General features: G+C 74.1%; 22 protein-coding genes and 1 pseudogene. 9 read left to right on the top strand and 14 right to left on the bottom strand.

From position 1 onward, the window contains the following. Positions 1-8: 8 nt before the first annotated feature. Genes IEX99_RS05015 through IEX99_RS05035 form a run of 5 tightly spaced genes read right to left on the bottom strand, consistent with a single transcriptional unit; the run spans position 9 to position 4,499 of the window. A complete protein-coding gene (locus tag IEX99_RS05015) occupies positions 9-725 on the bottom strand; it encodes a haloacid dehalogenase type II (protein WP_188898980.1) in 717 nt (238 codons plus the stop codon). Between the two features lie 5 nt (positions 726-730). Continuing rightward, positions 731-1,618, bottom strand: coding sequence for an isocitrate lyase/PEP mutase family protein (locus tag IEX99_RS05020; RefSeq protein WP_188898893.1), 888 nt, complete (start codon positions 1,616-1,618; stop codon positions 731-733). A 42-nt stretch (positions 1,619-1,660) separates the two neighbouring features. Beyond that, complete coding sequence (locus IEX99_RS05025; protein ID WP_188898894.1) at positions 1,661-2,644, bottom strand: Bug family tripartite tricarboxylate transporter substrate binding protein; 984 nt, start codon at positions 2,642-2,644, stop codon at positions 1,661-1,663. A gap of 53 nt (positions 2,645-2,697) precedes the next feature. Next, positions 2,698-3,618, bottom strand: a complete 921-nt coding sequence (locus tag IEX99_RS05030) for a fumarylacetoacetate hydrolase family protein (RefSeq protein WP_229677813.1) — start codon at positions 3,616-3,618, stop codon at positions 2,698-2,700. Beyond that, positions 3,615-4,499 carry a TauD/TfdA dioxygenase family protein gene (locus IEX99_RS05035; RefSeq protein ID WP_188898895.1) on the bottom strand — a complete coding sequence of 295 codons (885 nt, stop codon included), beginning with the start codon at positions 4,497-4,499 and terminating at the stop codon, positions 3,615-3,617. Before IEX99_RS05035 ends, IEX99_RS05030 begins: the two co-directional genes overlap by 4 nt. 140 nt (positions 4,500-4,639) lie before the next feature. Between IEX99_RS05035 and IEX99_RS05040 the strand changes: the two genes are divergently transcribed. Together IEX99_RS05040 and IEX99_RS05045 are read left to right on the top strand one after the other, a co-directional pair. After that, positions 4,640-5,926 carry an NAD(P)/FAD-dependent oxidoreductase gene (locus IEX99_RS05040; protein WP_188898896.1) on the top strand — a complete coding sequence of 429 codons (1,287 nt, stop codon included), beginning with the start codon at positions 4,640-4,642 and terminating at the stop codon, positions 5,924-5,926. A gap of 101 nt (positions 5,927-6,027) precedes the next feature. Next, positions 6,028-6,852, top strand: a complete 825-nt coding sequence (locus tag IEX99_RS05045; RefSeq protein WP_188898897.1) for an SDR family NAD(P)-dependent oxidoreductase — start codon at positions 6,028-6,030, stop codon at positions 6,850-6,852. Positions 6,853-6,872: 20 nt separating this feature from the next. Here the strand turns inward: IEX99_RS05045 and IEX99_RS05050 are convergent, their stop codons facing one another. Further along, a complete protein-coding gene (locus tag IEX99_RS05050; protein ID WP_188898898.1) occupies positions 6,873-7,970 on the bottom strand; it encodes an LLM class flavin-dependent oxidoreductase in 1,098 nt (365 codons plus the stop codon). A gap of 146 nt (positions 7,971-8,116) precedes the next feature. Here IEX99_RS05050 and IEX99_RS05055 point away from each other — a divergent pair, with 146 nt between their 5' ends. Then, complete coding sequence (locus tag IEX99_RS05055; protein ID WP_188898899.1) at positions 8,117-8,869, top strand: SDR family oxidoreductase; 753 nt, start codon at positions 8,117-8,119, stop codon at positions 8,867-8,869. Here the strand turns inward: IEX99_RS05055 and IEX99_RS05060 are convergent. The 7 genes and pseudogenes from IEX99_RS05060 to IEX99_RS05085 all read right to left on the bottom strand — a co-directional run bounded on the left by IEX99_RS05060 (position 8,866) and on the right by IEX99_RS05085 (position 14,068). Further along, a complete protein-coding gene (locus IEX99_RS05060) occupies positions 8,866-9,204 on the bottom strand; it encodes a c-type cytochrome (protein ID WP_373285150.1) in 339 nt (112 codons plus the stop codon). The genes IEX99_RS05055 and IEX99_RS05060 overlap by 4 nt on opposite strands. Before the next feature lie 147 nt (positions 9,205-9,351). Beyond that, positions 9,352-9,660: a hypothetical protein gene (locus tag IEX99_RS05065; protein ID WP_188898900.1), complete on the bottom strand. Its 309-nt coding sequence runs from the start codon at positions 9,658-9,660 to the stop codon at positions 9,352-9,354. 1,106 nt (positions 9,661-10,766) lie between these two features. Further along, positions 10,767-10,961 (bottom strand): cbb3-type cytochrome c oxidase subunit I, encoded by a 195-nt coding sequence (locus IEX99_RS22355; RefSeq protein ID WP_229677815.1) that lies wholly within the window; start codon positions 10,959-10,961, stop codon positions 10,767-10,769. A gap of 14 nt (positions 10,962-10,975) precedes the next feature. Beyond that, positions 10,976-11,251, bottom strand: a pseudogene (locus IEX99_RS22795) (cbb3-type cytochrome c oxidase subunit I); the annotation flags it as partial. Further along, entirely contained in the window at positions 11,248-11,391 is a 144-nt protein-coding gene (locus IEX99_RS05075) for a hypothetical protein (protein WP_188898902.1), read from the bottom strand. The gene IEX99_RS05075 and the pseudogene IEX99_RS22795, both read right to left, overlap by 4 nt. Positions 11,392-11,425: 34 nt before the next feature. Then, complete coding sequence (locus tag IEX99_RS05080) at positions 11,426-12,274, bottom strand: cytochrome c oxidase subunit II (protein WP_188898903.1); 849 nt, start codon at positions 12,272-12,274, stop codon at positions 11,426-11,428. 498 nt (positions 12,275-12,772) lie between these two features. After that, a complete protein-coding gene (locus IEX99_RS05085) occupies positions 12,773-14,068 on the bottom strand; it encodes an LLM class flavin-dependent oxidoreductase (protein WP_188898904.1) in 1,296 nt (431 codons plus the stop codon). 531 nt (positions 14,069-14,599) lie between these two features. On the opposite strand from IEX99_RS05085, the gene IEX99_RS05090 reads away from it, so the two are divergent. Further along, complete coding sequence (locus tag IEX99_RS05090; RefSeq protein WP_188898905.1) at positions 14,600-15,580, top strand: LysR family transcriptional regulator; 981 nt, start codon at positions 14,600-14,602, stop codon at positions 15,578-15,580. A 129-nt stretch (positions 15,581-15,709) separates the two neighbouring features. Here IEX99_RS05090 and IEX99_RS05095 read toward each other — a convergent pair whose 3' ends face one another. Next, a complete protein-coding gene (locus IEX99_RS05095; protein WP_188898906.1) occupies positions 15,710-16,573 on the bottom strand; it encodes an alpha/beta hydrolase in 864 nt (287 codons plus the stop codon). 250 nt (positions 16,574-16,823) lie between these two features. On the opposite strand from IEX99_RS05095, the gene IEX99_RS05100 reads away from it, so the two are divergent. The 5 genes from IEX99_RS05100 (at position 16,824) to IEX99_RS05120 (ending at position 22,382) form a co-directional block, all read left to right on the top strand. After that, positions 16,824-17,603: a carboxymuconolactone decarboxylase family protein gene (locus IEX99_RS05100; RefSeq protein WP_188898907.1), complete on the top strand. Its 780-nt coding sequence runs from the start codon at positions 16,824-16,826 to the stop codon at positions 17,601-17,603. Between the two features lie 53 nt (positions 17,604-17,656). Beyond that, a complete protein-coding gene (locus IEX99_RS05105) occupies positions 17,657-18,877 on the top strand; it encodes an ABC transporter substrate-binding protein (protein ID WP_188898908.1) in 1,221 nt (406 codons plus the stop codon). Positions 18,878-18,974: 97 nt separating this feature from the next. Then, positions 18,975-19,865 carry a branched-chain amino acid ABC transporter permease gene (locus IEX99_RS05110; RefSeq protein WP_188898909.1) on the top strand — a complete coding sequence of 297 codons (891 nt, stop codon included), beginning with the start codon at positions 18,975-18,977 and terminating at the stop codon, positions 19,863-19,865. Then, a complete protein-coding gene (locus IEX99_RS05115; RefSeq protein ID WP_188898910.1) occupies positions 19,862-21,679 on the top strand; it encodes a branched-chain amino acid ABC transporter ATP-binding protein/permease in 1,818 nt (605 codons plus the stop codon). The genes IEX99_RS05110 and IEX99_RS05115 overlap by 4 nt, the downstream gene beginning before the upstream one ends. Next, positions 21,672-22,382, top strand: a complete 711-nt coding sequence (locus IEX99_RS05120) for an ABC transporter ATP-binding protein (RefSeq protein WP_188898911.1) — start codon at positions 21,672-21,674, stop codon at positions 22,380-22,382. The genes IEX99_RS05115 and IEX99_RS05120 overlap by 8 nt, the downstream gene beginning before the upstream one ends. Positions 22,383-22,579: the final 197 nt, after the last annotated feature.

Raw genomic sequence — 22,579 nt, forward strand, 5'->3', positions numbered from 1 at the left:
CGGCCCCGTCAGCAGCGCAGCTTCGCCGCTAGGTCCACGAAGTCGGTCGCCACCACGTCCCAGGCCTCGGACGGCGCGAGGTCGGTCGTCTGACCCGGCCCGTGCTCGCGCGGGCGCGCGACGAAGCAGGTGCGCAGCCCGCAGCCGCGCGCCGCCTTGAGGTCGCCGTTGTGCGCCGCGACCAGCGCCACCTGCTCCGGCCTCAGCCCGAGGATGTCCGCGGTGCGCAGATAGGCCTCCGGCCGCGGCTTGTAGGCCTGCGCCACCTCGGCGCCGAGGATCGCGTCCCAGGGCAGCCCCGCGCGCTTGGCCATGTTCAGCAGCAGCGCGACGTTGCCGTTGGAGAGCGGCGCGATGATGTAGCGCGCCTTCAGCCGCGTCAGCCCCGCCACGGTGTCCGGCCAGGGATCGAGGCGGTGCCAGGCGCGATTCAGCTCGTCCAGCTCCGCCTCGGCGATCGCCGCGGGGTCGAGGCCGTGGTCGCGCAGCACCGCCTCCAGGTTCTCGCGGTGCAGGATGTCGAGGCGCGTGAAGGGCCGCCGCCCGCTGCGGCATTCCTCCATCGCCGGCTGGTAGCGCCGCCGCCAGGCGTCGGCGAAGGCCCGGGGGTCGATGTCCGCCCGCCCGTGCCGCTCCAGGAAGGGCGCGGCGTCCCGCGCCACCCCCTCGCGCCAGTCCACCACGGTGCCGAACACGTCGAACACCAGCGCGCGCACCTGCTCCATCGCGGTCACCCCTCTGCCGGCCGGTCCTGGGCCCAGCGCCGCTCGAACTCCCACACCTCCGGGAAGCCCATCAGCTCGCAGATCCGCCCGAAGCCGTAGGAGGCCTCGGCCGGCAGCCCGTTCGAATCGCCCCGCGCCTTCAGATGCGCATAGGCCCGCTCCAGCGCCGCCGCGGCGGCGAGGAAGCCGAGCGCCGGATAGATCGCGATCGCGTAGCCGATCTCCTGGAGGCGCCTGGCCGGCAGGATCGGCGTCCGCCCGCCCTCGACGCAGTTGGCGAGCAGCGGCCAGCGCGGGCCGAGCTGCCGGCCGATCTCGATCATCTCCGCCTCGCTCTCCGGGCTCTCGACGAAGACGATGTCGGCGCCGGCCTCGCCGTACAGGCGCCCGCGCCGGATCGCCTCCTCGAGGCCGAGCGAGGTGCGCGCGTCGGTGCGCGCGACGATCAGGAAGTCCGGGCTCCGCCGCGCCTCGACGGCGACCCGGATCTTCAGCGCCATCTCCTCCGCCGGGATCACACGCCGGCCCGGCGTGTGCCCGCACTTCTTCGGCACCTCCTGGTCCTCGATCTGGATGCCGGAGATGCCCGCCACCTCGTAGCCGCGCACCGTCTCGCGCACGTTGAGCAGGCCGCCATAGCCCGTGTCCGCATCCGCGATCAGCGGCGTGCGGCAGCCCTGCGCGATGCGGCCCATGCGGCCCACCATGTCGGTGTAGGTCGCGAGCCCGGCATCGGGCAGGCCGAGGTGCGAGGCGACGACGCCGAAGCCGGTGCCGTAGAGGCACGCGAACCCCATGCCGTCCGCCACCCTGGCGGAGATCATGTCGAACACGCCGGGCGCGACGATGAAGCGCCGCTCGGCGAGGGCGCGGCGCAGGGCGGGATCGGCCATGGCGTGTCTCCGTGAGGCGGGGCGGCTGCGCGCCGGCCCGGATCAGTCTATCGTCGCGCCCGAGATCCGGATGATCGGCGTCCAGCGCTCGATCTCCGATGCGATGAACTCCCGCGTCCGCTCCGGCGTGTAGCCGAGCGTGATCACGTTGCCGAGCTGCAGCAGTCGGTCGCGCACCTCGGGCGTCTGCAGCGCCACCTGGATCTGCTCGTAGAGGAACTGCCGGATCGGCATCGGCGTGCCGAGCGGCGCCGACCACGGCGTCCAGGTGCTGGCGACGAACTCCGGCAGCCCGGCCTCCGCCGAGGTCGGCAGGTCCGGCAGCATCGGCGAGCGCTCCGGCGTCGAGACGAACAGGGCCCGCACCGTCCCGGCGCGGGCATGGCTCTCGAGGAAGGAGATCGTGTCGAGCTGGAACGCGATCCGTCCCGCCGCCAGATCGGAGAACGCCGCCGCGGAGCCGCGATAGGGGATGTGGTTCGCCTGCACGCCCATCAGGTGCAGCATCATCACCGCCGCGATGTGCCCGGTCGAGCCGTTGCCCGCCGAGCCGAAGTCGTAGCGCCCCGGATTGGCCGCGAGCAGCGCGCGGAACTCGGCGAAGTTCCGCGCCGGCACGCTGGGATGGACCGCCAGCACCAGTGGCGAGAGGCTGTTGATCGTGATGTGGTCGAGGTTCCTCAGCGGATGCACCGACAGGTTGCGGTACAGCCCCGGGGTCAGCCCGTGCGTCCCGAGCGCGCCGACCAGCAGCGTGTAGCCGTCGGGCGTTGCCCTCGCCACGGTCTCGAGCGCGACGATGCCGCCGCCGGAGGGCCGGTTCTCGACCACGAACTGCTGGCCCGTCTGCGCCGACAGCGCCTGCCCGATCAGCCGCGCGTTCATGTCGGCGTTGCCGCCCGCGGCGAAGGCCACGACGATGCGCACCGGCCGGTTCGGATAGTCGCTCCCCGGCGCGCGCGGCTGCGCCGCCGCCACTCCGGCCGAGAGCAGCAGCGCGCCGAGCGCCGCGATCCACGTCTTCATCGGTCTTCCTCCCCGTCAGCCCGCGGGGCCGCGCACGCGGCCCGCTTCTCTATTCACCCGATCGCGTGCTCCAGCACGCCGACCCGCTCCACCTCGATGCGCAGCCTGTCGCCCGGCCGCAGCCAGCGCGGCGGATCGCGGAACGCGCCCGAGCCCGCCGGCGTCCCGGTCGCGATCAGGTCGCCGGGCTCGAGCGTCACGTAGCGGCTGAGATAGGCGATCAGCCGGGGCACCGGGAAGATCATCTCCGCCGTGTTCCCCTCCTGCACCAGCTCGCCGTTCAGCCAGCAGCGCACCGCGAGGCGCCAGGGCTCGCCCACCTCGTCCGCCGTCGCGAGCCACGGCCCGATCGGGCAGAACCCGTCCATCCCCTTGGCGAAGGAGGTCTGCGGCGGGCTGACGTCGAACTGGAATTCGCGCGCGCTCACGTCGTTCAGCGCCACGTAGCCGGCGACGTGCTCCAGCGCCACGCCCTCCGGCACGTCGCGCGCCGCGCGGCCGATGACGACGCCGAGCTCCGCCTCGTAGTCCGGCTTCGTCACCGCCTTCGGGATGCGCACCGTGCAGCCCGGACCGGCGACCGCCGAGGACGGCTTGAGGAAGATGCGCGGCGCCGCCTGCGCCGGCCCGCCCACCTCCTTCGCGTGCTCCGCGTAGTTCCGCCCCACGCCGAGGATCTTCCCCGGCCGCAGCGGCGCCAGCAGCTCCACGGCGCCGAGCGGCACGCGCAGCCCCGCGCTCTCCGGCCGCGCCGCGAAGGCGAGCGCCCGCGCCGCCGCCACCATCGCCGCCTCGTCGCCGATCAGCGCCACCATGTCCTCGGGGATCGCCGCCGCCGCGCGGTCCGGCTCGCCCGCCGCCCGCATCGCCGCGGCCAGCGCCGGGCGCAGCGCCGCCACCGAATCCCCGCCGACCACGCCGCCGAGCACCGGCGCCTCGCCGCCTCCCGGGCGGCGGAACCTCACCAGCCTCATGCCGCGAGCGCCCCGTAGTCGAGGCTCGCCATCACCTGCACGCGGTGGATCAGCCGCGGCTCGTCCGGCCCGTAATCCGCCACCGCGTTGTGGATCGTGCCGATGTTGTCCCACATCAGCACGTCGCCCTCCGTCCAGCGGTGGGAGTAGAGGTACTTCTCCTGCGCCTGGTGGCGGAACAGGAATTCGAGCATCGCCTCGCTCTCCGCCGGGTCGAGCCCCTCGATGCGCACCGCGTAGCCGACGTTGCAGTACAGCACCCGCCGCCCGGTGATCGGGTGCAGGCGGAAGATCGGCTGCGGCACAGGCGGCTTCTTCGCCCGTTGCTCCGGCGTCAGCGGCCCGCGGATCGAGCCGGGTCGCTGCCGCGCCATGTCCCAGAACTTCGCGAAGTCGTGGATCGCGACCTTGCCCTCCAGCCGCGCCTTCACCTCCGCCGGCAGGTCCTCGTAGGCCGCGTGCATGTTGCGGAACTGCGTGTCGCCGAGCGGCCGCCCGTCGCGGACCGGCACGCGCTTGGCGTGCAGCACGTTGGCGAGCGCGATCTCCCTCGAGTAGCTCATGTCGGTGTGCCAGCCCTGGCCGGCGTCGCCGAGCCCGATCGGCTTCCCGCTCTCGTCCCGGATGTTGGAGAGGATCATCACCTCCGGATGCCCCGGAGCGTGGAACCCGCCGGCGGCGACGTTCACCTCCAGCTCCCCGAACCGCCGGCCGAAGGCCGCGAGCTGCGCGGGCTCCAGGTCCTGGCCCGGGAAGCACAGCACGCCGTGCGCGCCGAGCGCGCGCAGCAGCGTCCGGAACGCCGCGTCGTCCAGCGGTCGTCTCAGGTCGATCCCCTCCACGCGCGCGCCGAGCCCGGCGTTGTTCGGCGTGATCCGCATGGCATGCCCTCCGTGCGCGGAACTTCGGCCAAGCGCGCGCCGGCGTCAACGCCGCCTCCGGCCGCGGGCTTCCGCCCGCGCCCGCGGCGCGCCATCCTCGGCTCCCTCGGGACGGCATGCCAGAGGGGGATCGCGCATCCATGGACATTGCGCCGCCGCCGGGGGACCGGCCCCGCGAGAACCGGCCGCGCGTGCTGGTGATCGGCGCCGGCATCGTCGGCCTCTGCGTCGCCTGGCACCTCGCGCGCCGCGGCGCCGCGGTCACGGTGCTGGACGGCGAGGAGCCCGGCAGCGGCGCCTCCTCCGGCAATGCCGGCGCGATCAGCGCCGGCTCGGTCGCGCCGCTCGCCATGCCGGGCGTGCTCCGGCAGGTGCCGCAGATGCTCACCGACCCCGCCGGCGCGCTGCACGTCCCGCCGGGCTATTGGCCGCGCGCCGCCCCCTGGCTGCTGCGCTTCGTCGCCGCCGCCCGTCCCGCCCGCGTCGAGGCGATCGCCCAGGCGCTCGCCGGCCTGCTGTTCGGCGCCATGGAGCGCCACCGGGAGATCCTCGCCGCGGAGGGCGCCCTCGACCTGCTGCGCGACGACGGCCAGCTCTACCTCTACCGCGACGACGCCCACTACGCGAAGGACGCCGCCGCCTGGACGCTGCGCCGGCGCCACGGCCTGCGCATCGAGGTCCTGCGCGGCCACGACGCGATCCGCGCGCTGGAGCCCGAGGTCTCGCCCGCCTACACGCTCGGCCTGTTCCTCCCCGAGCAGGGCAACTCGATCAACCCGCTGCGCCAGGCGCAAGCCGTCGCCGCCGGCGTCCGCCGCATGGGCGGCCGCATCCTCCGCCGCCAGGTGCGCGCCATCGCCACCGCCGAGGGCCGCGTGGTCGGCGCCGAGACCGACGGCGGCCGCCTCGAGGCCGACGCCGTGGTCCTCGCCGCCGGCGCCTGGTCCGCGCGCCTCCTGCGCCCGCTCGGCCTCAGGGTGCCGCTCGAGACGCAGCGCGGCTACCACGTGATGGTGCCGGACGCCGGCGTGCGCCTCTCCCGCCCCGTCGTCCCGGCCGACCGCAAGGCCTTCCTCACGCCGATGGAGGGCGGCCTGCGCGTCGCCGGGACGGTGGAGTTCGGCGGCCTCGACCGCCCGCCGACGCCCCGCCGCGCCGAACTGCTGATCGGCGACCTGAAGAAGGTCTTCCCCCACGCCGACACGCGCGGCGCCCGCGGCTTCTGGATGGGCCACCGCCCCTGCCTGCCGGACAGCCTGCCGGTGCTCGGCCCGGTGCGGCGCTGGCCCGGCCTCTGGTGCGCCTTCGGCCACGGCCATCTCGGCCTCACCGGCTCGGCGCCGACCGGCGCCGTGCTCGGCGCGGCGATCCTGGGCGAGCGGCCGAACCTGGACCTCGCGCCCTTCGCCGTCGAGCGGTTCGGCTGAGCGCCGCCGCCCCGGCGCGACTTCCCGTCCGCGCGCCGCCCCGGTAGCGTCGCGGCGCGGGGCGCATCGCCCGTCGCCCCGCGCCGCGGGAGGACAGGAGCATGACGGCGGATGCGGACCGGACCGATGCGACCGAGGGCCGCGGCCGCGTCGCCGTGGTGATCGGCGGCGCCAACGGGATCGGCGAGGCGACCGGCCGGCTGCTCGCCGCGCGCGGCTGGCGCGTCGCCCTCGCCGACCTCGACGAGGCCGCCGGCAAGGCGGTCGCCGCCGACCTCGCCGCCCCGTTCTTCCGCCTCGACGTCGCCGACCGCGCCGCCGTCGAGGCGCTGCCCGGCCAGGTCGAGGCGGCGCTCGGCCCGGCGGCGGCGCTCGTCGTCTCCTCCGGCGCCTTCCAGCGCAACGTCCCCGCCGAGGAGCAGGACCCGGCCGAGCTCGACCGCATCCTCGCGATCAACGTGAAGGGCACCTGGTACGCCAACCGCGCCTTCGGCGTCGGCATGGCGCGCCGCCGCGCCGGCGGCAGCATCGTCAACCTCGCCTCGACCACCGCCTCGCTCGCCACGCCGCTCTCGATCTACGGCCCCTCGAAGTCGGCGATCGTCGGCATGACGCGCTCCTTCGCCGGCGAGTGGGGACGGGCCGGCGTGCGCGTCAACGCCGTCTCGCCGGGCATCACCCTGGTGCCGCGCGTGCGCGCGCGCCTGCGGAGCGAGCCCGGCCGCTACGGCGCCGACCCCGCCGAGGGCACCGCGCTCGGCCGCCTCGTCGAGCCGGCGGAAGTCGCCGAGACCATCGCCTTCCTCTGCTCCGACCGCGCCTCCGCCATCACCGGCATCGACCTCACGGTGGACTGCGGCTGGGGCGTCAGCGCCGGCTGGGCGATGTATGGCGGCGTGCGCCCCGCCCCGCCGCCGCCCGGATAGGCGGCGGCGGGCGCGCCGCCTCAGCCGGCCGGCGCCGGCGTGCGGAGGTGCGAGAGCCTCGGCAGCACCTCCTCGGCGAGCAGGCCGAGCGAGGTGCGCCACGCCTCCGGGTTCTCCGAGTAGTCGAAGCCGAACACCAGCAGCGCGCCGAAGCCGCCCACCTCCTCGTGGATGCGCGCGAGCTTCTCCGCCACCGTCGCCGGCGAGCCCACCAGCCAGTTGTGGCGCGCGCAGTACTCGACCGTGACGTCGGAGTCCGGCACCTCCGGGCTGTGCTTGAGGTATTCGAGGAAGCCGAAATTGGCGAGCAGCGGCAGGAAGTACTCCCGCATCATCCGCCCCATCATGCCGCCGACCGAGAGCCGCCAGGCCTCGGCGTCGGTCTCGGCGACGAACACCTCGCGCACCAGGCGCCAGTCGCGCCGGTCGGGCGTGCGCCCGGCGCGCCGCGCCCCGGCCTCGACCGACTCCCAGTGGCTGCCGACATAGGCCGGGTTGAGGTTGAGGCTCATCGGCAGGAAACCGCGCTCGCCCGCGAGCTTCAGCGTGTCCGAGTTCTTCGACAGCCCGGCGACGCCGATCGGCGGATGCGGCTTCTGCAGCGGCCGGATGTGCGGCTTGAGGAAGCCGAACATCGTCTCCGGCGCGCTCACCTTCCAGAACTTCCCGTCGTGCGTGAAGGGCGCCTCCTCCGTCCACAGCCGGAGGATGATGTCGAGCGCCTCGCGCGTCATCTCGCGGTTCACGCCCGACATGCCGTCCACGTGGAACATCGCCCAGTCGCTCGGCAGGCCGGAGGCGGCGACGCCGAAATTGAGCCGCCCCTCGGAGAGGTGGTCGAGCATCGCCACCCGGTTCGCGAGCTCCGCCGGATGGTGGTAGGGCAGCAGGAAGCCGCCGGGCCCGAGGCGGATGCGCTGCGTCTCCTTCAGCGCCTGCGCCACCAGCAGGTCGGGCGCCGGATGCGGCTCCCACGGCGCGGTGTGGTGCTCGCCGATCCAGGCCTCCGCGTAGCCGAGGCCGTCCAGCCAGCGCAGCACCTGCAGGTCCCAGTCATGCCCCGCCTTCAGGCCGCGCTCCGGCGGATGCGACGGCATCGCGAAATAGCCGAACTGCATGATCCGTTCCTCCCAGTGCGCCAGGCCCGGGGGCATTCTCGCGCGCGCGCAAGGCGCGGCGCAAGCGGCGCGGGCGGCCCGGCGCGGCTTCCGCGCCCCGTGGCCCGTGCTAGGCTGCGCCGCAACGTCAGGAGGGGATCGGAGCGATGGCGGAGAGGCGAGTGCTGTTCGTCACCGGCGCGGGCCGCGGCATCGGCGCGGCGATCGCGCGCCTCGCCGCCGCACGCGGCCACGACCTCTGCCTGACCTACCGAAGCGAGACCGCGCCCGCCGAGGCGACGGCCGAGGCCTGCCGCGCCGCCGGCGCCACGGTGCTGCTCGAACGCGCCGACATGGCGGAGGAGGCCGAGGTCGCCCGCGTCTTCGCCGCGCTCGACGCCCGCTTCGGCCGGCTCGACGCGCTGGTGAACAACGCCGGCACCGCGGGCACGGTCGGCACCCTCCTCGACACGCCGCTCGCCACCTGGGAGGCGGTGTTCCGCCTCAACGTCCTCGGCCTCGTCGCCTGCACGCGCGAGGCGGTGCGGCGGATGTCCACGAAGCGCGGCGGGCGCGGCGGCGCGATCGTCAACGTCTCCTCCCGCGCCTCCGCCCTCGGCGGCGCCGGCGAGTGGATCCACTACGCGGCGAGCAAGGGCGCCACCGACACCATCACCATCGGCCTCTCCCGCGAGGTCGCCGCCGAGGGCATCCGCGTCAACGCCGTCAGCCCGGGCCTGATCGAGACCGAGCTGCACGCCCGCGCCGGCCTGCCCGACCGCGTCGCGCGCCTCGCTCCCGGGGTGCCGCTCGGCCGTCCCGGCACGGCGGAGGAGGTGGCGGAGGCCGTGCTCTGGCTGCTTTCCGACGCCGCGCGCTACATCACCGGCGCGATCCTGCCGGTGAGCGGCGGGCGTTAGGGTCCGTCAGCAGGCGGCGGGTACCCGGCCGGGCCGCCGGCGATGGCCCGCACCGGCTGCCGACCGGGCGGATAGACCGCCGCGCCGCGCGCGCCGAGCGTGTAGAGGTAGGCGGCGATGTCTCGCGCCTCGGCCTCCGTCAGCCCAAGGTCCGGCATCGCCGTCATCGGGTTGATCGCCGGCGGGTTCCGCAGCCAGGCGAGCAGGTTCGCCGGTCGGTTGGGCAGCACCCCCGCGACGTAGCCGCGCTGCGCGAAGGCATCGAGCGGCGGGCCCACCATGGCGCGGGCGTTGCGCACGCCCGGGATGCGGTGACAGGCGCCGCAGCCGAGCACTTCGATCGTCGCGCGCCCGCGCCGGGTCTCCGCCGGCGACGCGCAGATGCGGCGGCGGCTCGTCCGCGTCCTCGCCGCAGGTCGCCGCGCCGAGCGGGAGCAGGAGCGCGAGCGGGGCGAGCCAGGCGCGCATCGCGGACAGCCCCCTCACAGGCAGGCCGGCGCGAGCAGGGCGGGCAGCCCGACCATCAGCGTCGCGGCCGCGAAGAGCAGCGCGAGGCCGGCGCCGGTGCGCCCGTAGAAGTCTCTGCGCCGTGCCGCCGCGCGGTCGCAGAGCAGCACCGCGGCCGCGAAGACGAAGGTCGCCGCGGCGACCACCGCCGCCGCGAGCGGCAGGCCGAGCACGGCGGCCCGATGCCAGCCCCAGAGGCAGGCGAGCGAGACGAAGACGTACACCGCCAGGAAATGCGCCGCCCACAGCAGCGGCGGCGCGGGCAGGGCGAGGCCCGCGCTCATCGTGCGAACAGGAAGGGCGCGAGGTGGACGAGCGGGAAGCCCACGCCCCAGAGCGCCGCCGAGTAGGTCCAGAACCGCGTCGCGATGCGCACCGTGAGGTGCCGATCCGGCGTGAACTCCCCGCGCCGCGCGCGCCAGCGCGAGCGCCGCCATCGCCATCGCGAGCGCGATGTGGACCCCTTGGTAGAGCGCCATGAAATGCGACAGGGCGTCGCGCGCATGCCGCTCCGGCGGCTCGAGTCCCGCGCCGGCCCGGGCCTGCAGCGCGAGGAATGCCCCTCCCGCCGCCAGCGCGACCGCGAGCCAGGACGCCAGCCGGAAGCGCCGGCCGCCGGATGGCGCGCTCCGCCCACCACATTGCGAGCGTGCCGAGGACAAGCGGCGCGAGGGCCGCGATCGCCGCCCAGGGCATGTCCGCGCGCGCCACGGCGGGCAGCCACTCGGCGGCGTAGCCCCACAGAAAGAAGAAGGCGAGCGACGCGTCCGCCACGAGCGCCGCCCAGAGCGCCGTCTGGCCCGGCGCGCGGTGATGCTCGCGGGCGAGCGGCAGGGCGAGGCCCGGCGCGGCCGCCACCGCCGCGGGAAGGTCGGCGTCGCGCTCCGTCGGCCGCATCCATGCGAGGACGGCGACGAGCACCGCCACGGCGCCGGCGACCGCCACCGCGTAGGTCTGCGCCAGCACGCCGATGAAGAGCGCGGCGACGCAGAGCGCCGTGACGAGCGGGATCCATGTCGGTCCCGGCACGCTTTGCGCCATCTCCGGCCGCGCCCCGACCTCCGTGGTGGCCAGGCTGAGCCGCCGCCCGTCGAGCGGGTCGGGAAGCGGGCCGGCGCCGCGGCGCACCGCGCGCGCGAGGTCCCCCTGGTCCCAGAGCGGGTAGCGCGCCTCGATCACCGGGATGGCACGGAAATTGAACACCGCCGGGGGCGCCGCGATCCACTCCGGGGTTCCCGCGCGCCAGGGATCGTCGGGCGCGCGCGGCCCGCGCAAGGCGGCGTGGAGCAGGCCGCCGAGGAACACCAGAGCACCGAGCGCGAAGGCCGCGGCTCCGGCGGTCGCTGCCAGGTCGTCCATTCCCAGCCGAGGCCGGTAGGATAGGTGTAGACTAAAAGCGCCGCGGCATGCCCGCGAGGCCGGTGTGGTGTAGCGGGAGGAAGTTCAGGTTGAAGCCGACGAAGAGGAGCCAGAAGGCGAGCCTGCCCGTGCGCTCGCTCGGCATGCGCCCCGTTGCCAACGGCCACCAGTGGTGCAGCGCGCCGAGCATGAGCGGCAGCAGCAGCGTCGCCGTCCCCTGCAGCACCGGACGGCGAACAGGAAGAATATCACCGTGCCGTGCATGGTGAAGACCTGGTTGTAGGTCTCCGGTCCGAGCACGGTGTTGTGCGGCACGGCGAGCCGCGCGCGCATCAGCAGCGCGAGGAGGCCCGCGACCAGGAAGAAGACGAGCGCGGTGAGGACGAAGCGCCGGCCGAGCGGCCGGTAGTTCACGGCCGAGAGCGAGCGCCATCCGGGCGGCGAGGACCAGGCGCGCGTGAGCGCCTCCTCCTCCCCCGGCGGGCGGAGCGGGGGCGGCGCGTCGGGCGCGTTCACCGCAGGCCCTCGAGGTAGGCGGCGAGGGCGCGCAGCTCGGGGCCGGAGAGCTGGTTGAAGCTCGGCATGTTCGCGCCGGGCTCGATCTGCTGCGTCGCGGCGATCCAGCCGGCGAGCGAGGCGCGCGTGTTCGGCAGCATCCCCGCCCGATCGTCGTGCGCGAGGCGAGGTGCGTCAGGTCGGGCGCAACGTCCCCCTTGGGCCATGTCCGCGCACGGTATGGCAGGAGCCGCAGCGGGAGGCGACGAACAGGGTGCGTCTGCGCCGCGCCTCCTCGGTCGTGGGCTCGGCCGCCGGCGCGGCCTCGCGCCGCAGCCAGGCCTGCCACGCCGCCGGCGGCAGGGCGTGCACGGTGAAGGCCATGTTGGCGTGCTGCAGGCCGCAGAACTCGAAGCAGGCGCCGCGGAACTCGCCCGGCGCGTCGGCCTGCAGCAGGACGTGGTTCACCCGGCCCGGGATCATGTCCACCTTGCCGCCGAGCTTCGGGATCCAGAAGCTGTGGATCACGTCGCGCGTGGCCAGTCGGAAGCGCACCGGCACCCCGACCGGCATGCGGACCTCGTTGGCCGAGACGACCGGCGGGCCGCCCGGTTCCGGATTCGGGTAGCGGACCTCCCACCAGAACTGCCAGGCGACGATCTCGACGGTGAAGGCGCCCTCGCGCTCCTCCGCGAAGGGCCAGGGGATCCGCAGGCTGGCCACCAGCATCAGGGGGAGCGCGAGCGCCGGCAGCGCGACGCCGCCGCCGCCGACGAGCAGCCGTCCGTAGGTCGTGCCGCCGCGCCGGCGGGGCAGCAGCCAGGCATGGACCAGCGCGGCGCCCACCAGCAGGCAGACCACGGCGGAGACCCAGAGCGTCAGCCCGAACAGGGCGAGCGTCTCCCGCGCGTTCGGGCCGAGCGGGCTGAGCCAGGACTGCGCGCCGGCGCAGCCGCCGAGGGCCGGCGGCAGCGCCGCGAGCGGAAGGAGGCCGCGTCGCGGGACGCGAGGATCGCGACGGATCGGTGTGGGCGGGACGGGCAAGTGGCCTTCTCCCTCCCCGACGGTCGGGCCGGCTGCCGCCGGCAGGGCAGCGGGCGGGGCGGTGGGTGGGCAAACACGCCGTGCCCGCGGCGGTTCCGGGAACCCGACGGCATCCGGCGCCTGATGCGCGAAAGAGCGGCGCCAGGTCCCGGCAACACGCGGCGGCGAGCGCGCCGCGGCGTCTCCATCGCGCTCGGCTTCGCCCGCCTCGCCCCGCCGGGCGGAGGCGGGCTCGACCCGCTGGACATGCCAGGGACGAGCGCTTCGGCGCATCATGGTCGCCGGCGCCACCGCCAAGCGCGGCGATCCGTTCGGGCGCATTGCGCCGATCGCGCGGACCGGCTCCCGGCCGCCGAGTGCAGCCGCCTGCCCGGCATCTCGCGCCGCTTCTCGATCCCGATGCCGGAGCGGCTGGACCGGCCGGGGGAAGGCCGCCGGCCGCCTGCCGGCGGCCGGCAGGACGGGCCCGCGCGCCGTCCGTCCGTCGCGCGACGGAATCTAGACCGTGCCGGACCTCCGCGCATGCGGGTCGAAGCGCGGCACGGAGATCGCGCCACCGCGATCGTTGAAGGTCGAGGCCTGGGCGACGCCGACATTCGCACCCTTGCGGCCGTACGCCTCGACGATGGGGATCTCGGCCTCGGCCGCCTCCGGCATGCGCGGCTTGCGGGCGAGCGCCGCCTCGATGAACGGCGCGAGCTCGCGCCGCTTGCGCGCCTCGCGCTCGGCGTCGCGCGTCTTGAACTCCGGCAGCAGCGTCCGCGCGAAGAGCTCGAGCGATTCGCAGATGTGCTCGTGTCGGTTGGTGCCGCTCTGCTGGACGAAGATGATCTGGTCCACGCCGACCTTCTCGTAGCGCAGCAGGTGCTCGCGCACCTGGTCCGGCGTGCCGATGCCGCCGCGGCCGGCGTTGTCCGGCAGGGAGTCCTTCACCTCCAGGAACCTGTCCCACACGCTGGTCCGGCCGGGCGCGTGCTGGCCGAACAGGCCGTAGTAGCCGAGCGAATAGCCGAAGAAGCGGAAGCCATCGAGGCCGCGGCGGATCGCCTCCCGTTCGTCCTCATGCAGCGACAGGCCGCAGACGAGGGCGATGTTCGGGTTCACCGCATGGGCGATCGGCACGCATTCCTCGGAGCGGAGGATGTCGTAGTACTCCTGCACCCACTTGCCCGCCTGCTCGGGCTCGACGAAGGCGAAGGCGAGCGCGCCGAGGCCGTGGCGGGCGGCGCGGTGGATCGTCTCCCGCCGCGAGCACGCGACCCACATGGGCGGGTGGGGCCGCTGCAGGGGCTTGGGCACGATGTTGCGGCAGGGCATCTCGAAGTATTTGCCCTTGAAGCCCGGATATGGGGTCATCGCCAGCATGTTCGCCGCCTGCTCCGTGGCCTCGCGCCACATGGCGGTCTTCTCGTCCGGGTTCACCAGGAACCCGCCCATCTCCATCGCGGTGGCGCTTTCGCCGGTGCCCCACTCCACACGGCCGCCGGAGACGAGGTCGAGCGTGGCGATGCGCTCCGCCGCGCGGGCCGGGTGGTTGTAGGAGGGCGCCATCAGCATCACGCCATGGCCGAGGCGGATGCGCTGCGTGCGCTGCGAGCAGGCAGCGAGGAACACCTCGGGTGCCGAGGAATGCGAGTACTCCTCGAGGAAGTGGTGCTCGACCTCCCACACGTAGTCGATGCCGAGGCGGTCGGCGAGCTCCACCTGGTCCAGAGCCTCCTGGTAGAGGCGCCGCTCCGAGTCCTCCGTCCAGGGCCGCGGCAGCTGGTGCTCGTAGAACAGGCCGAATTTCATCGCCGTTTCCCCTCGTCGTCCCCGGACGGTGCGGCCGGCCGCCGCCGGCGGCCCGCCCGCGCCAGAGGTTGAGAGCCGCGGCACGCCGGCGCAACGCGCGCGGAGCGAGGACCATCTTTCCGCGCGCCGCAAAGCTGATCGCGCGATCGCCGACCGGCGGGGGCAGGGTAGCCGCAGGCCGGGCAGGAGACGGCGCCGGCCCGTCCCTGCGACCGTCACCGCGATCCCCCTGCCCGCGACCGGTTCGGGCGGGGACCGATGCGCATGCCGAGCGCCGGCGGTGGCGGCCCGACCGGTGCATCCGCCGTCGCCGCGCCCCGGCGTGGCCGCGGCGCGGAACCGCCGCACGCCCGGCGCGCGCGGCCGCCCGGGCGCACCATGCCGCGCCCTCGCCGGGGTCCCGCGTCGGGCGGAAGGTCGTCGTGGCCGCTCCGCGGTCCGCCCCAGGCGGCTCTCCCGGCCGGCCGCGCCGCTTGCCCTGGCCCGCGGAGGGGATAGCATCGTTGCACGCGCCGCAAAGACGAGGGAGGGATGGAGACGCTCCGCGACATGCGGCTGTTCGTGAGGGTCGCGCACTCCGAGAGCTTCTCGGCGGCAGGCCGCGCCTTCGGCCTCTCGCCCGCCTCGGTATCCCGTCACGTCAACGCGCTCGAAAGCCGCCTCGGCGTTCGCCTGATTCACCGCACCAGCCGCCGGCTCGCGCTGACGGAGGCCGGCCATCTCTATCTGGAGCGGGCCACGCGCATCCTCGCCGAGATCGACGCGCTGGCGGGGCAGCTCTCGGAGCACCAGGCGCGGCCGCGCGGCCTGCTCCACGTGCACACGCGCGTCGCCATCGGCACGCATTTCCTGGTGCCGGTGCTGCCCGAGTTCCTGGTCCGCCACCCGGAGCTGACCGTCAAGCTCTGGCTCACCGAGGAGCCGCGCGACCTGATCGAGAACGGGATCGACGTGGCGATCCGCCTCGGCCAGCCGGTCGAGCCGCTCCTCGCCCTGCGCAAGCTCTCCGACGCCGCCGAGCGCATCCTGTTCGCCAGCCCGGCCTATCTCGAGCGCCACGGTCCGATCCGCGAACCGGGCGACCTGCTGCACCACAACTGCCTGACCTGGCCGCTCGACGGCCGCCACGAGGACGGCCGCGCGGCCTGGCTCTTCCGGGGTCCGGGGGGAACGCAGGAGCTGCGCGTCGCCGGAACCCTGCAGGTGAACAACGTCGAGGTACTGCGCGAGGCGGCGCTCGCGGGCATCGGGGTGGCGCTGCTGCCGGTTTGGTGCGTCGCGGGGGACCTGGCCGCGGGACGCCTGCGCCGGGTCCTGGCGCAGTGGGAGGTCACGCCGACCACCTTCGACCACTGCCTTTACGCCGTCTACCAGAAGACCCAGCACGTCCCCGCGAAGATCCGCGTCTTCGTGGACTTCCTCGCGCGCGCGCTGCGCGATGCGGGCGCGGCACGACCGCCGGCGGCGCGGGGCGGGCGCGGCGGGCCGGGGTCGCCCCAGCGCGCCGCCTAGCGCCCGGGTGGCCGCGACGGTGACCGGATCGTCCGGCGCCGGCCGCCCCCGGGACGGCAATCCGCGCCCCGGCGTGCCGGGCTCCGGGCGCGCAGCCGGGGAGGCGGCCGCGAGCGCGCCAACGCCTCTTCAGCGCCGCAGGTGCGCGACGAACCAGTCCCGCGCATGGCCCGCCGCCTCCTCGAGGCGGGGGCCGTAGGGCTCGTAATGGCCGCCCTCCAGCAGCACCAGGCGCTTGGGCTCGCGGGCGGTGGCGTAGGCGGCGAGCTGGTCGTCCACCGGCGTGCGCACGTCCTCCCGCGCGAGGATCATCAGCAGCGGCGTCGGGGCGATCCGCTCGACGAAGGGCCAGGGCTCGTACTCGCTGAACATGTCCCAGCTCTTCAGCGTCACCTCGTTGCGATAGCTCGTGCCGGTCGCGGCGGCACTGCTCCAGGCGTAGCTCTCGCTGCCGGGGCGCGAGATCGGCGCGGTCCGCGGCCGCTCCCCCCGCATGCGGGCCTCGCGGTCGGCGTAGTACTCGCGCCGCAGGGCGGCGAGCTGGTCGGCCGGCGTCGTGCGCTGGACCGTCTTCAGGCCGCTCACCACCGGCACCTGGGAGACGACGCAGGCGACGCGTCGGTCGGCGGCGGCCACGACCAGCACATGCCCGCCCGAATAGCTCGTACCCCACAGGCCGATGCGCGCGGGGTCCACGCCTTCGAGCTGGCGCGCGCAGGAGATGACGTCGCGCATGTCGCCGACCTGGCGCCAGGGATCCGCCTCCTGGCGCGGCGCGCCGGTGCTCGCGCCGAAGCAGCGGTGGTCGTAGAGCAGGACGCCGAGGCCGGCGGCGGCGAAGATCTCCGCGAACCGGGGCAGCGCCATCTCGCGCACCGCGCCGAAGCCGTGGCTCATGACGACGAGGGGGTGCGGGTCGGTCCCCGCTGGCACGTAGCGCCAGGCGGCGAGCTCGGCGCCGTCCACCGGGATCGTCAGGTCGTCCCTTCGCATCCCCGCCTTTCCTTTCTTCGTCCCGGGCCGCGGGCGCGAGGGTAGTCGGATGCCGGACGCCGGATAAGCGCGCCATCTTTCCGTTCATCGCAAAGCAGCTGATCGCCGGCCAAGATTTCCAAGCCGGGGCGCATCGCGCATGCTCCGCCCCAGGTTCTGCGTCGCGGACGCCAGGGACGACAGGCGGGGGCCTCGGGCGCGCCGCCCGCGCCCCCACGCCCCGCGCAGACCACGGAGGACGCGCAGAGCCATGACCGACCTGACCCCGCGCCAGCGGCAACTCAAGGAGGAGTTCACCAGGGCGCGCGGCTACTGGAGCGACATCTGGAACGACATCCTCGCCCTCGATCCGGAGTTCTTCGCGGCGTACCTGGAATTCTCGTCGGTACCGTGGCGGCAGGGCAGGCTCGAGCCGAAGGTGAAGGAGTTCATCTACATCGCGATCGACGCCGCGACGACGCACCTCTACGAGCCCGGAACCCGGATCCACGTCCGCAACGCGCTGCGCCACGGCGCGACCCGCGAGGAGATCATGGAGGTGTTCCAGCTCATCTCCGTCCTCGGCATCCACAGCTGCACCCACGGCGTGCCGATCCTCGTCGAGGAGATGCGCGCGGCGGGGCGCGAGGCGGAGCTGCCGCGCCTCGCCTTCGGGCCGCGCGAGGAGAGGCTCAAGGCGGAGTTCGTCGAGGCCCGCGGCTACTGGAGCGAGCTGTGGGAGAACGTCCTCGCCCTCTCGCCGGACTTCTTCGAGGCCTATCTCCGCTTCTCCTCGGTGCCCTGGCGGAACGGCCGCCTCGAGCCGAAGGTGAAGGAGTTCATCTACATCGCGATCGACGCCGCGACGACGCACCTCTACGAGCCCGGCACCCGGATCCACGTCCGCAACGCGCTGCGCCACGGCGCGACCCGCGAGGAGATCATGGAGGTGTTCGAGCTGGTGAGCGTGCTGGGCATCCACAGCTGCACCCACGGCGTGCCGATCCTCGTCGAGGAGCTGCGCGCGACGGGCGCCGCGGGCGCGAGCTGAACGGGCCCGCGCACCGCGCGGGCCGCGACCGAGGGGGAGGAGAGGGAACCATCATGGCAAGGATCGGACGCAGGGGATTCGGCGCGCTCGCCCTGGCGGGCGCGGCCTCCGGCCTCGCGGCGCCGCGCGTCGCGCGAGGGCAGGCCACGACCATCAAGTTCGGCTTCACCGCGGCCCTGACCGGCCCGTTCAACGAGTTCGGCGAAGGCATCCGCCGCGGCGCCGAGATCGCGGTGGAGGAGGCCAACAAGGCCGGCGGGGTCAACGGCCGCCGCGTCGAGCTGGCCGAGGTGCTCGACGACCAGCTGGTGCCGGACCGCGCCGTGCAGAACATGCGCCGCATCCTGGACAACCGCGAGATCGTCGGCCTCATGGCGCCCTCCGGCAGCGGCCCGACGCTCGCGATCGTGGACATGGTCCAGGCCGACGGGAGGCCGATCATCAACCCGCAGGCGCAGACGCCGACGATCGTGTATCCGAACGGCCCCGACAGGCCGCCGCGGCCCAACGTCTTCTCGGTCGCCATCAGCAACACGGTGGAATCGGAGAAGCTCGCGGCCGCCCTCGCCGGCTTCCGCAACATCGGCATCCTGCACGAGAGCACCGGCTACGGCGTCACCGGCGCCCAGCTCGTCCGCGCCGAGATCCAGGCGAAGCGCCGGGATGCGCGGATCACCGTGGAGTCCTACAACCAGCGCGCCCAGGACATGACCGCGCAGCTCGTGCGCGTGCAGCGCGCGGGGGCGGAGGCGCTGCTGGTCATCGGCCTCGGCGCCGACTTCGCGGTGATCCGGCGGACGATGAGCCGGCTGAACATGAACCCGGCGCTGTTCGGCACCGCCGGCGCGGTCACGGTGCCCTACATCGAGGGCGCCGGAGACCTCGTCGTCGGGACGCGCGCGGCGAGCCACGCCTCGCTGGGGCGGCGGCCGATGGCGGCCTCCGCGCAGCGCTTCGTGGATCTCTACCGCGCCAAGTACGGCACCGATCGGTGGTACGGGCCGGACCCGGCGAACCCGCTGATCTCGCTCGCCGCGACCGTCGGCTCGGGCTACGACTGCATCAACCTGCTGATCGACGCGATCCGGCGCGCCGGCTCGACGGAGCCCGCCGCGATCATCGGCGCGCTCGAGGCGACCCGCGACTTCCCCGGGGTCACCTCCGCCGCGATCTCCTTCACCCCGCAGGAGCACACGTCGCTCAAGGTCGGCGACCTCGGCATGTACGAGATGGTCAAGCGCGACGGCCGCGTGGTGCTCGAGCTGCGCGACTAGCGCCCCCGCCCCGGGTGCCGCCGGCCCCGCGCAGCGGCCGGCGGCGGCCCCGCTTCCGCCGCCTCCTTCGCCGAGAGCCCGCGACCGATCCTCCTCGATGGACGACTTCTTCTTCTCCCTCGTGCTCGCCGGAATCAGCGTCGGTTCCGTCTACGCGCTGATCGCGCTCGGGCTGAACCTGACCTTCTGGACGACGCGCACGCTGAACTTCGGCCAGGGCTCGCTGATGATGCTCTGCGCCGTCCTGACGGTGTTCCTGTCGAGCCAGGGGCTGGCGATGATGCTGGCCGTCATCGGCTCGCTGCTCGTCGTCGCGGCGCTCGGCATGTTCGTCGAGCGGTTCGCGATCCGGCCGGCCCTCGCGGCGGGGGGGGGCAGCATGGGCTGGGTCGTCTCCACCCTCGGGTTCGGCATCGTGCTGCAGGGGGTGGCGGCGAAGTATTTCGGCTCCCAGGCCATGGCCTTCCCGGAGGTGCTGTTCACCGCGCAGGACTACGTCACCGTCTTCGGCCAGCACGTCTCGCTGCAGTACCTCGTCGTGCTGGCCCTGTCGGTTTCGTTGATCCTGCTGCTCGAGCTGTTCGTGCGGAAGACGGTGTGGGGGCAGGCGGTCCACGCCGTGTCGCACGACCCCGAGCTCGCGCTGGTGCAGGGCATACCGGTGCGGCTGATCGTGCTCGGCTCCTTCATCGCCTCCAGCCTGCTGGCGGGGGTGGCGGGCATCCTGAGCGCGCAGATCGGCGGCACCGTCGACCCGGCCTTCGGGTTCGACCTGGTGCTGCTCGGCTTCGTCGCCGGCGTGCTGGGCGGCATGGGCACCTCGCTCGGCGCGCTCGCGGGCGGCCTCGCGGTCGGCCTGATCAGCAAGCTGGTCGGCGGCTACATCTCCACCGCGGCGGAGCACGCCATCGCCTTCGCCCTCCTCATGGCCATGCTCGCGCTCAGGCCGCAGGGCCTGCTCGGCCGGCCGGAGGTCAGCAAGGCATGAGCGGCCGCCGCCTGCGCGGCGCGCTCAGCCGGCTGGTCGCGCATCCCGCCTTCTTCCTGGCCCTGGTGGCCACGCTCCTGGTGGGCTGCCGCTGGTTGAGCGGCGGCACGGTGCAGATCCTGACCTTCGTGCTGATCGCCGTCATCTTCGCCCAGAGCATCAATCTGCTGACCGGGCTGGCGGGGCAGATCTCGCTCGGCCATGCCGGCTTCTTCGGCATCGGCGCGTACTGCTCCGGCATCCTGGCCAAGGCGCACGGCGTGGACGTCGCCCTCTCCGTTCCCGCCGCTGCGCTGCTCGCGGCCGTCGCGGGCTGGCTGCTCTCCTTCCCGGCGGGCCGGGTGCGCGACGTCTACCTCGCGATGATGACGCTCGGCTTCGGGATGATCTTCTACGAGATCGTGCGCGAGTGGAACGACGTCACCGGCGGCACCATGGGCTTCCCGGGCGTCCCCTCCGCCGCGCTGCGCACCCTCTCCATCCTCGGCCTGCCGGTCGACGGCGTCACCTACTTCCAGATCGTCCTGCTGGTCACGGCGCTCGTGCTGGTGCTGATGCGCAACCTGACGCAGAGCCGGATCGGCCGGGCCCTCTTCGCCATCCACGTCAGCGAGGTCGCGGCCGGCAGCATCGGCATCCCGGCCGGCGCCACGAAGCAGCTCGCCTACACGCTGAGCGGCGCGCTCGCGGGCCTCGCCGGGGCGCTCTACGCCCATCTCGTCGGCTATCTCGGGCCGGAGAGCTTCGCCCTCCCGCGCTCCATCGAGGTGCTGGTGATCTCGATCGTCGGCGGCCTCGGCTCCATCGCCGGCCAGGTGCTCAGCGCCACGCTGTTCACATTCCTGCCCGAGCGGTTGCAGGTCTTCGCCGAGTACCAGTTCATCGCCTACGGCATCATCCTCACCTTCTCGCTGGTCGTGCTGCCGAAGGGCATCGCGGGCCTGCTGCTCGAGCCGCCGCGCTTCATCAAGCCGCGCGCGCTGAAGCGGACCGCGGTGTTCGGACCCGACCCCTCGGTCCTGCAGCGCGAGGCCGGCGGCGGCAGCCTGGAGGTCGAGGCCGTGACCATGCGCTTCGGCGGCCTCGTCGCGCTGGACGAGGTCTCGCTGCGGGTCGAGCCAGGTCGGATCACGGCGCTGGTCGGGCCCAACGGCTCCGGCAAGAGCACGCTGGTCAACGTGGTCTGCGGCCTCTACCGGCCGAGCGCGGGGCGCATCGCCTTCGAGGGGCGGGACGTCACGGGCCTGTCCGACCACCGGATCGCCCTCGCGCGGATCGTGCGCACCTTCCAGGACCCGCGGCTGGTGCCGCACTTCACGGTGCGGGAGAACCTCCTGCTCGGAGCGCACCGGCTGCTCCGCCACTCCGGCGTCGCCGCTGCCCTCGCGCTGCCCTCCGCGCTGGAGGAGGAGGCGCGCCAGCTCGCCGCCGTCGAGGCGGTGCTCGCACTGACCGACCTGACCGCGGTCGCCGACCGGACCGTCAGCACCCTGCCCTACGGCACCCGCCGCATGGCGGAGGTCGGGCGCGCGCTGCTCGCCCAGCCGCGCGCGATCCTGCTCGACGAGCCGGCGGCCGGCTTGTCGGAGGCGGAGATGGAACGCCTCGCGCAGGTGATCCGCGACATGAAGGCGATGGGGCTCGCGATCCTGCTGATCGACCATCACATGGACTTCCTCGCCGAGCTCGTGGACGACGTCGTGGTGCTCGACAGCGGGCGGGTGATCTACCGCGGCGACATCTCGGGCATGCGACGCGACCCCGGGGTCATCGCGGCCTACCTCGGCGACGAGGCGGTGCACGCCCATGCTTGAGGTGCAGGACCTCCGCGTCGCCTACGGCGCCGTGCAGGCGCTGCAGGGCGTCACGCTCGGCGCGACGGCGGGCCGCATCACCGCCGTGCTCGGCGCGAACGGCGCGGGAAAGTCCTCGCTGCTGCGCGCGATCTCCGGGATCGCTCCCGTGGCCGGGGGACGGATCCTGCTCGACGGCAGGGACATCACCGCGCTGCCGGCCCCGGCGCGGGCGCGGCTCGGCCTGGCGCACGCGATGGAGGGGCGCCGGCTGTTCCGGCAGCTCAGCGTCGAGGAGAACCTGAGGCTCGCCTGGAATTTCGGGTCCCGCAACGTTCCGCTCGACCAGGCCATGGCCGAGGTCCAGCAGCGTTTCCCGATCCTCGGCGAGAGGGCGCGCACGCCGGCGGGGCTGCTGAGCGGCGGCCAGCAGCAGATGCTGATCCTGTCCTGCGCGACGATCCGCGGCCCGCGCTACCTCCTCCTCGACGAGCCGTCGCTCGGCCTGGCGCCGATCATCGTGCGGCAGATCTACGCGTTCATAACGGACTACACCCGCCACTCGCGGACGACCGTGGTGATCGCCGAGCAGATGGCGACGCTCGCGCTCAAGGTCTCGGATCGGGCCTACGTGCTCCGGCGCGGACGCCTGGTGCTGGAGGGCAGCAGCGCGGACCTGCTCGCGGGCGGTCCCGAGGGCACGCTCGTGGCCAACTATCTCTGATCTGATGGGATCTGATGGGACCCGTGCGCGGGTGCGTTGGGCGCGCGCTGTTGCGGCGGATCGGGCGGGAGGACCTCGTCGCGCGGCCGGAGCCGAGGGCGGCCTCGTCGCCGGCTCGCCGCTGGCGGAATTCGCCGCGCCGCGCGGCCGGGTCGAGACTGGCCGTGCCCTCGCTGCCGTCACGGCCGCGGCGAACC

Source organism: Caldovatus sediminis (assembly GCF_014644455.1).
GTDB classification, from domain to species: domain Bacteria; phylum Pseudomonadota; class Alphaproteobacteria; order Acetobacterales; family Acetobacteraceae; genus Caldovatus; species Caldovatus sediminis.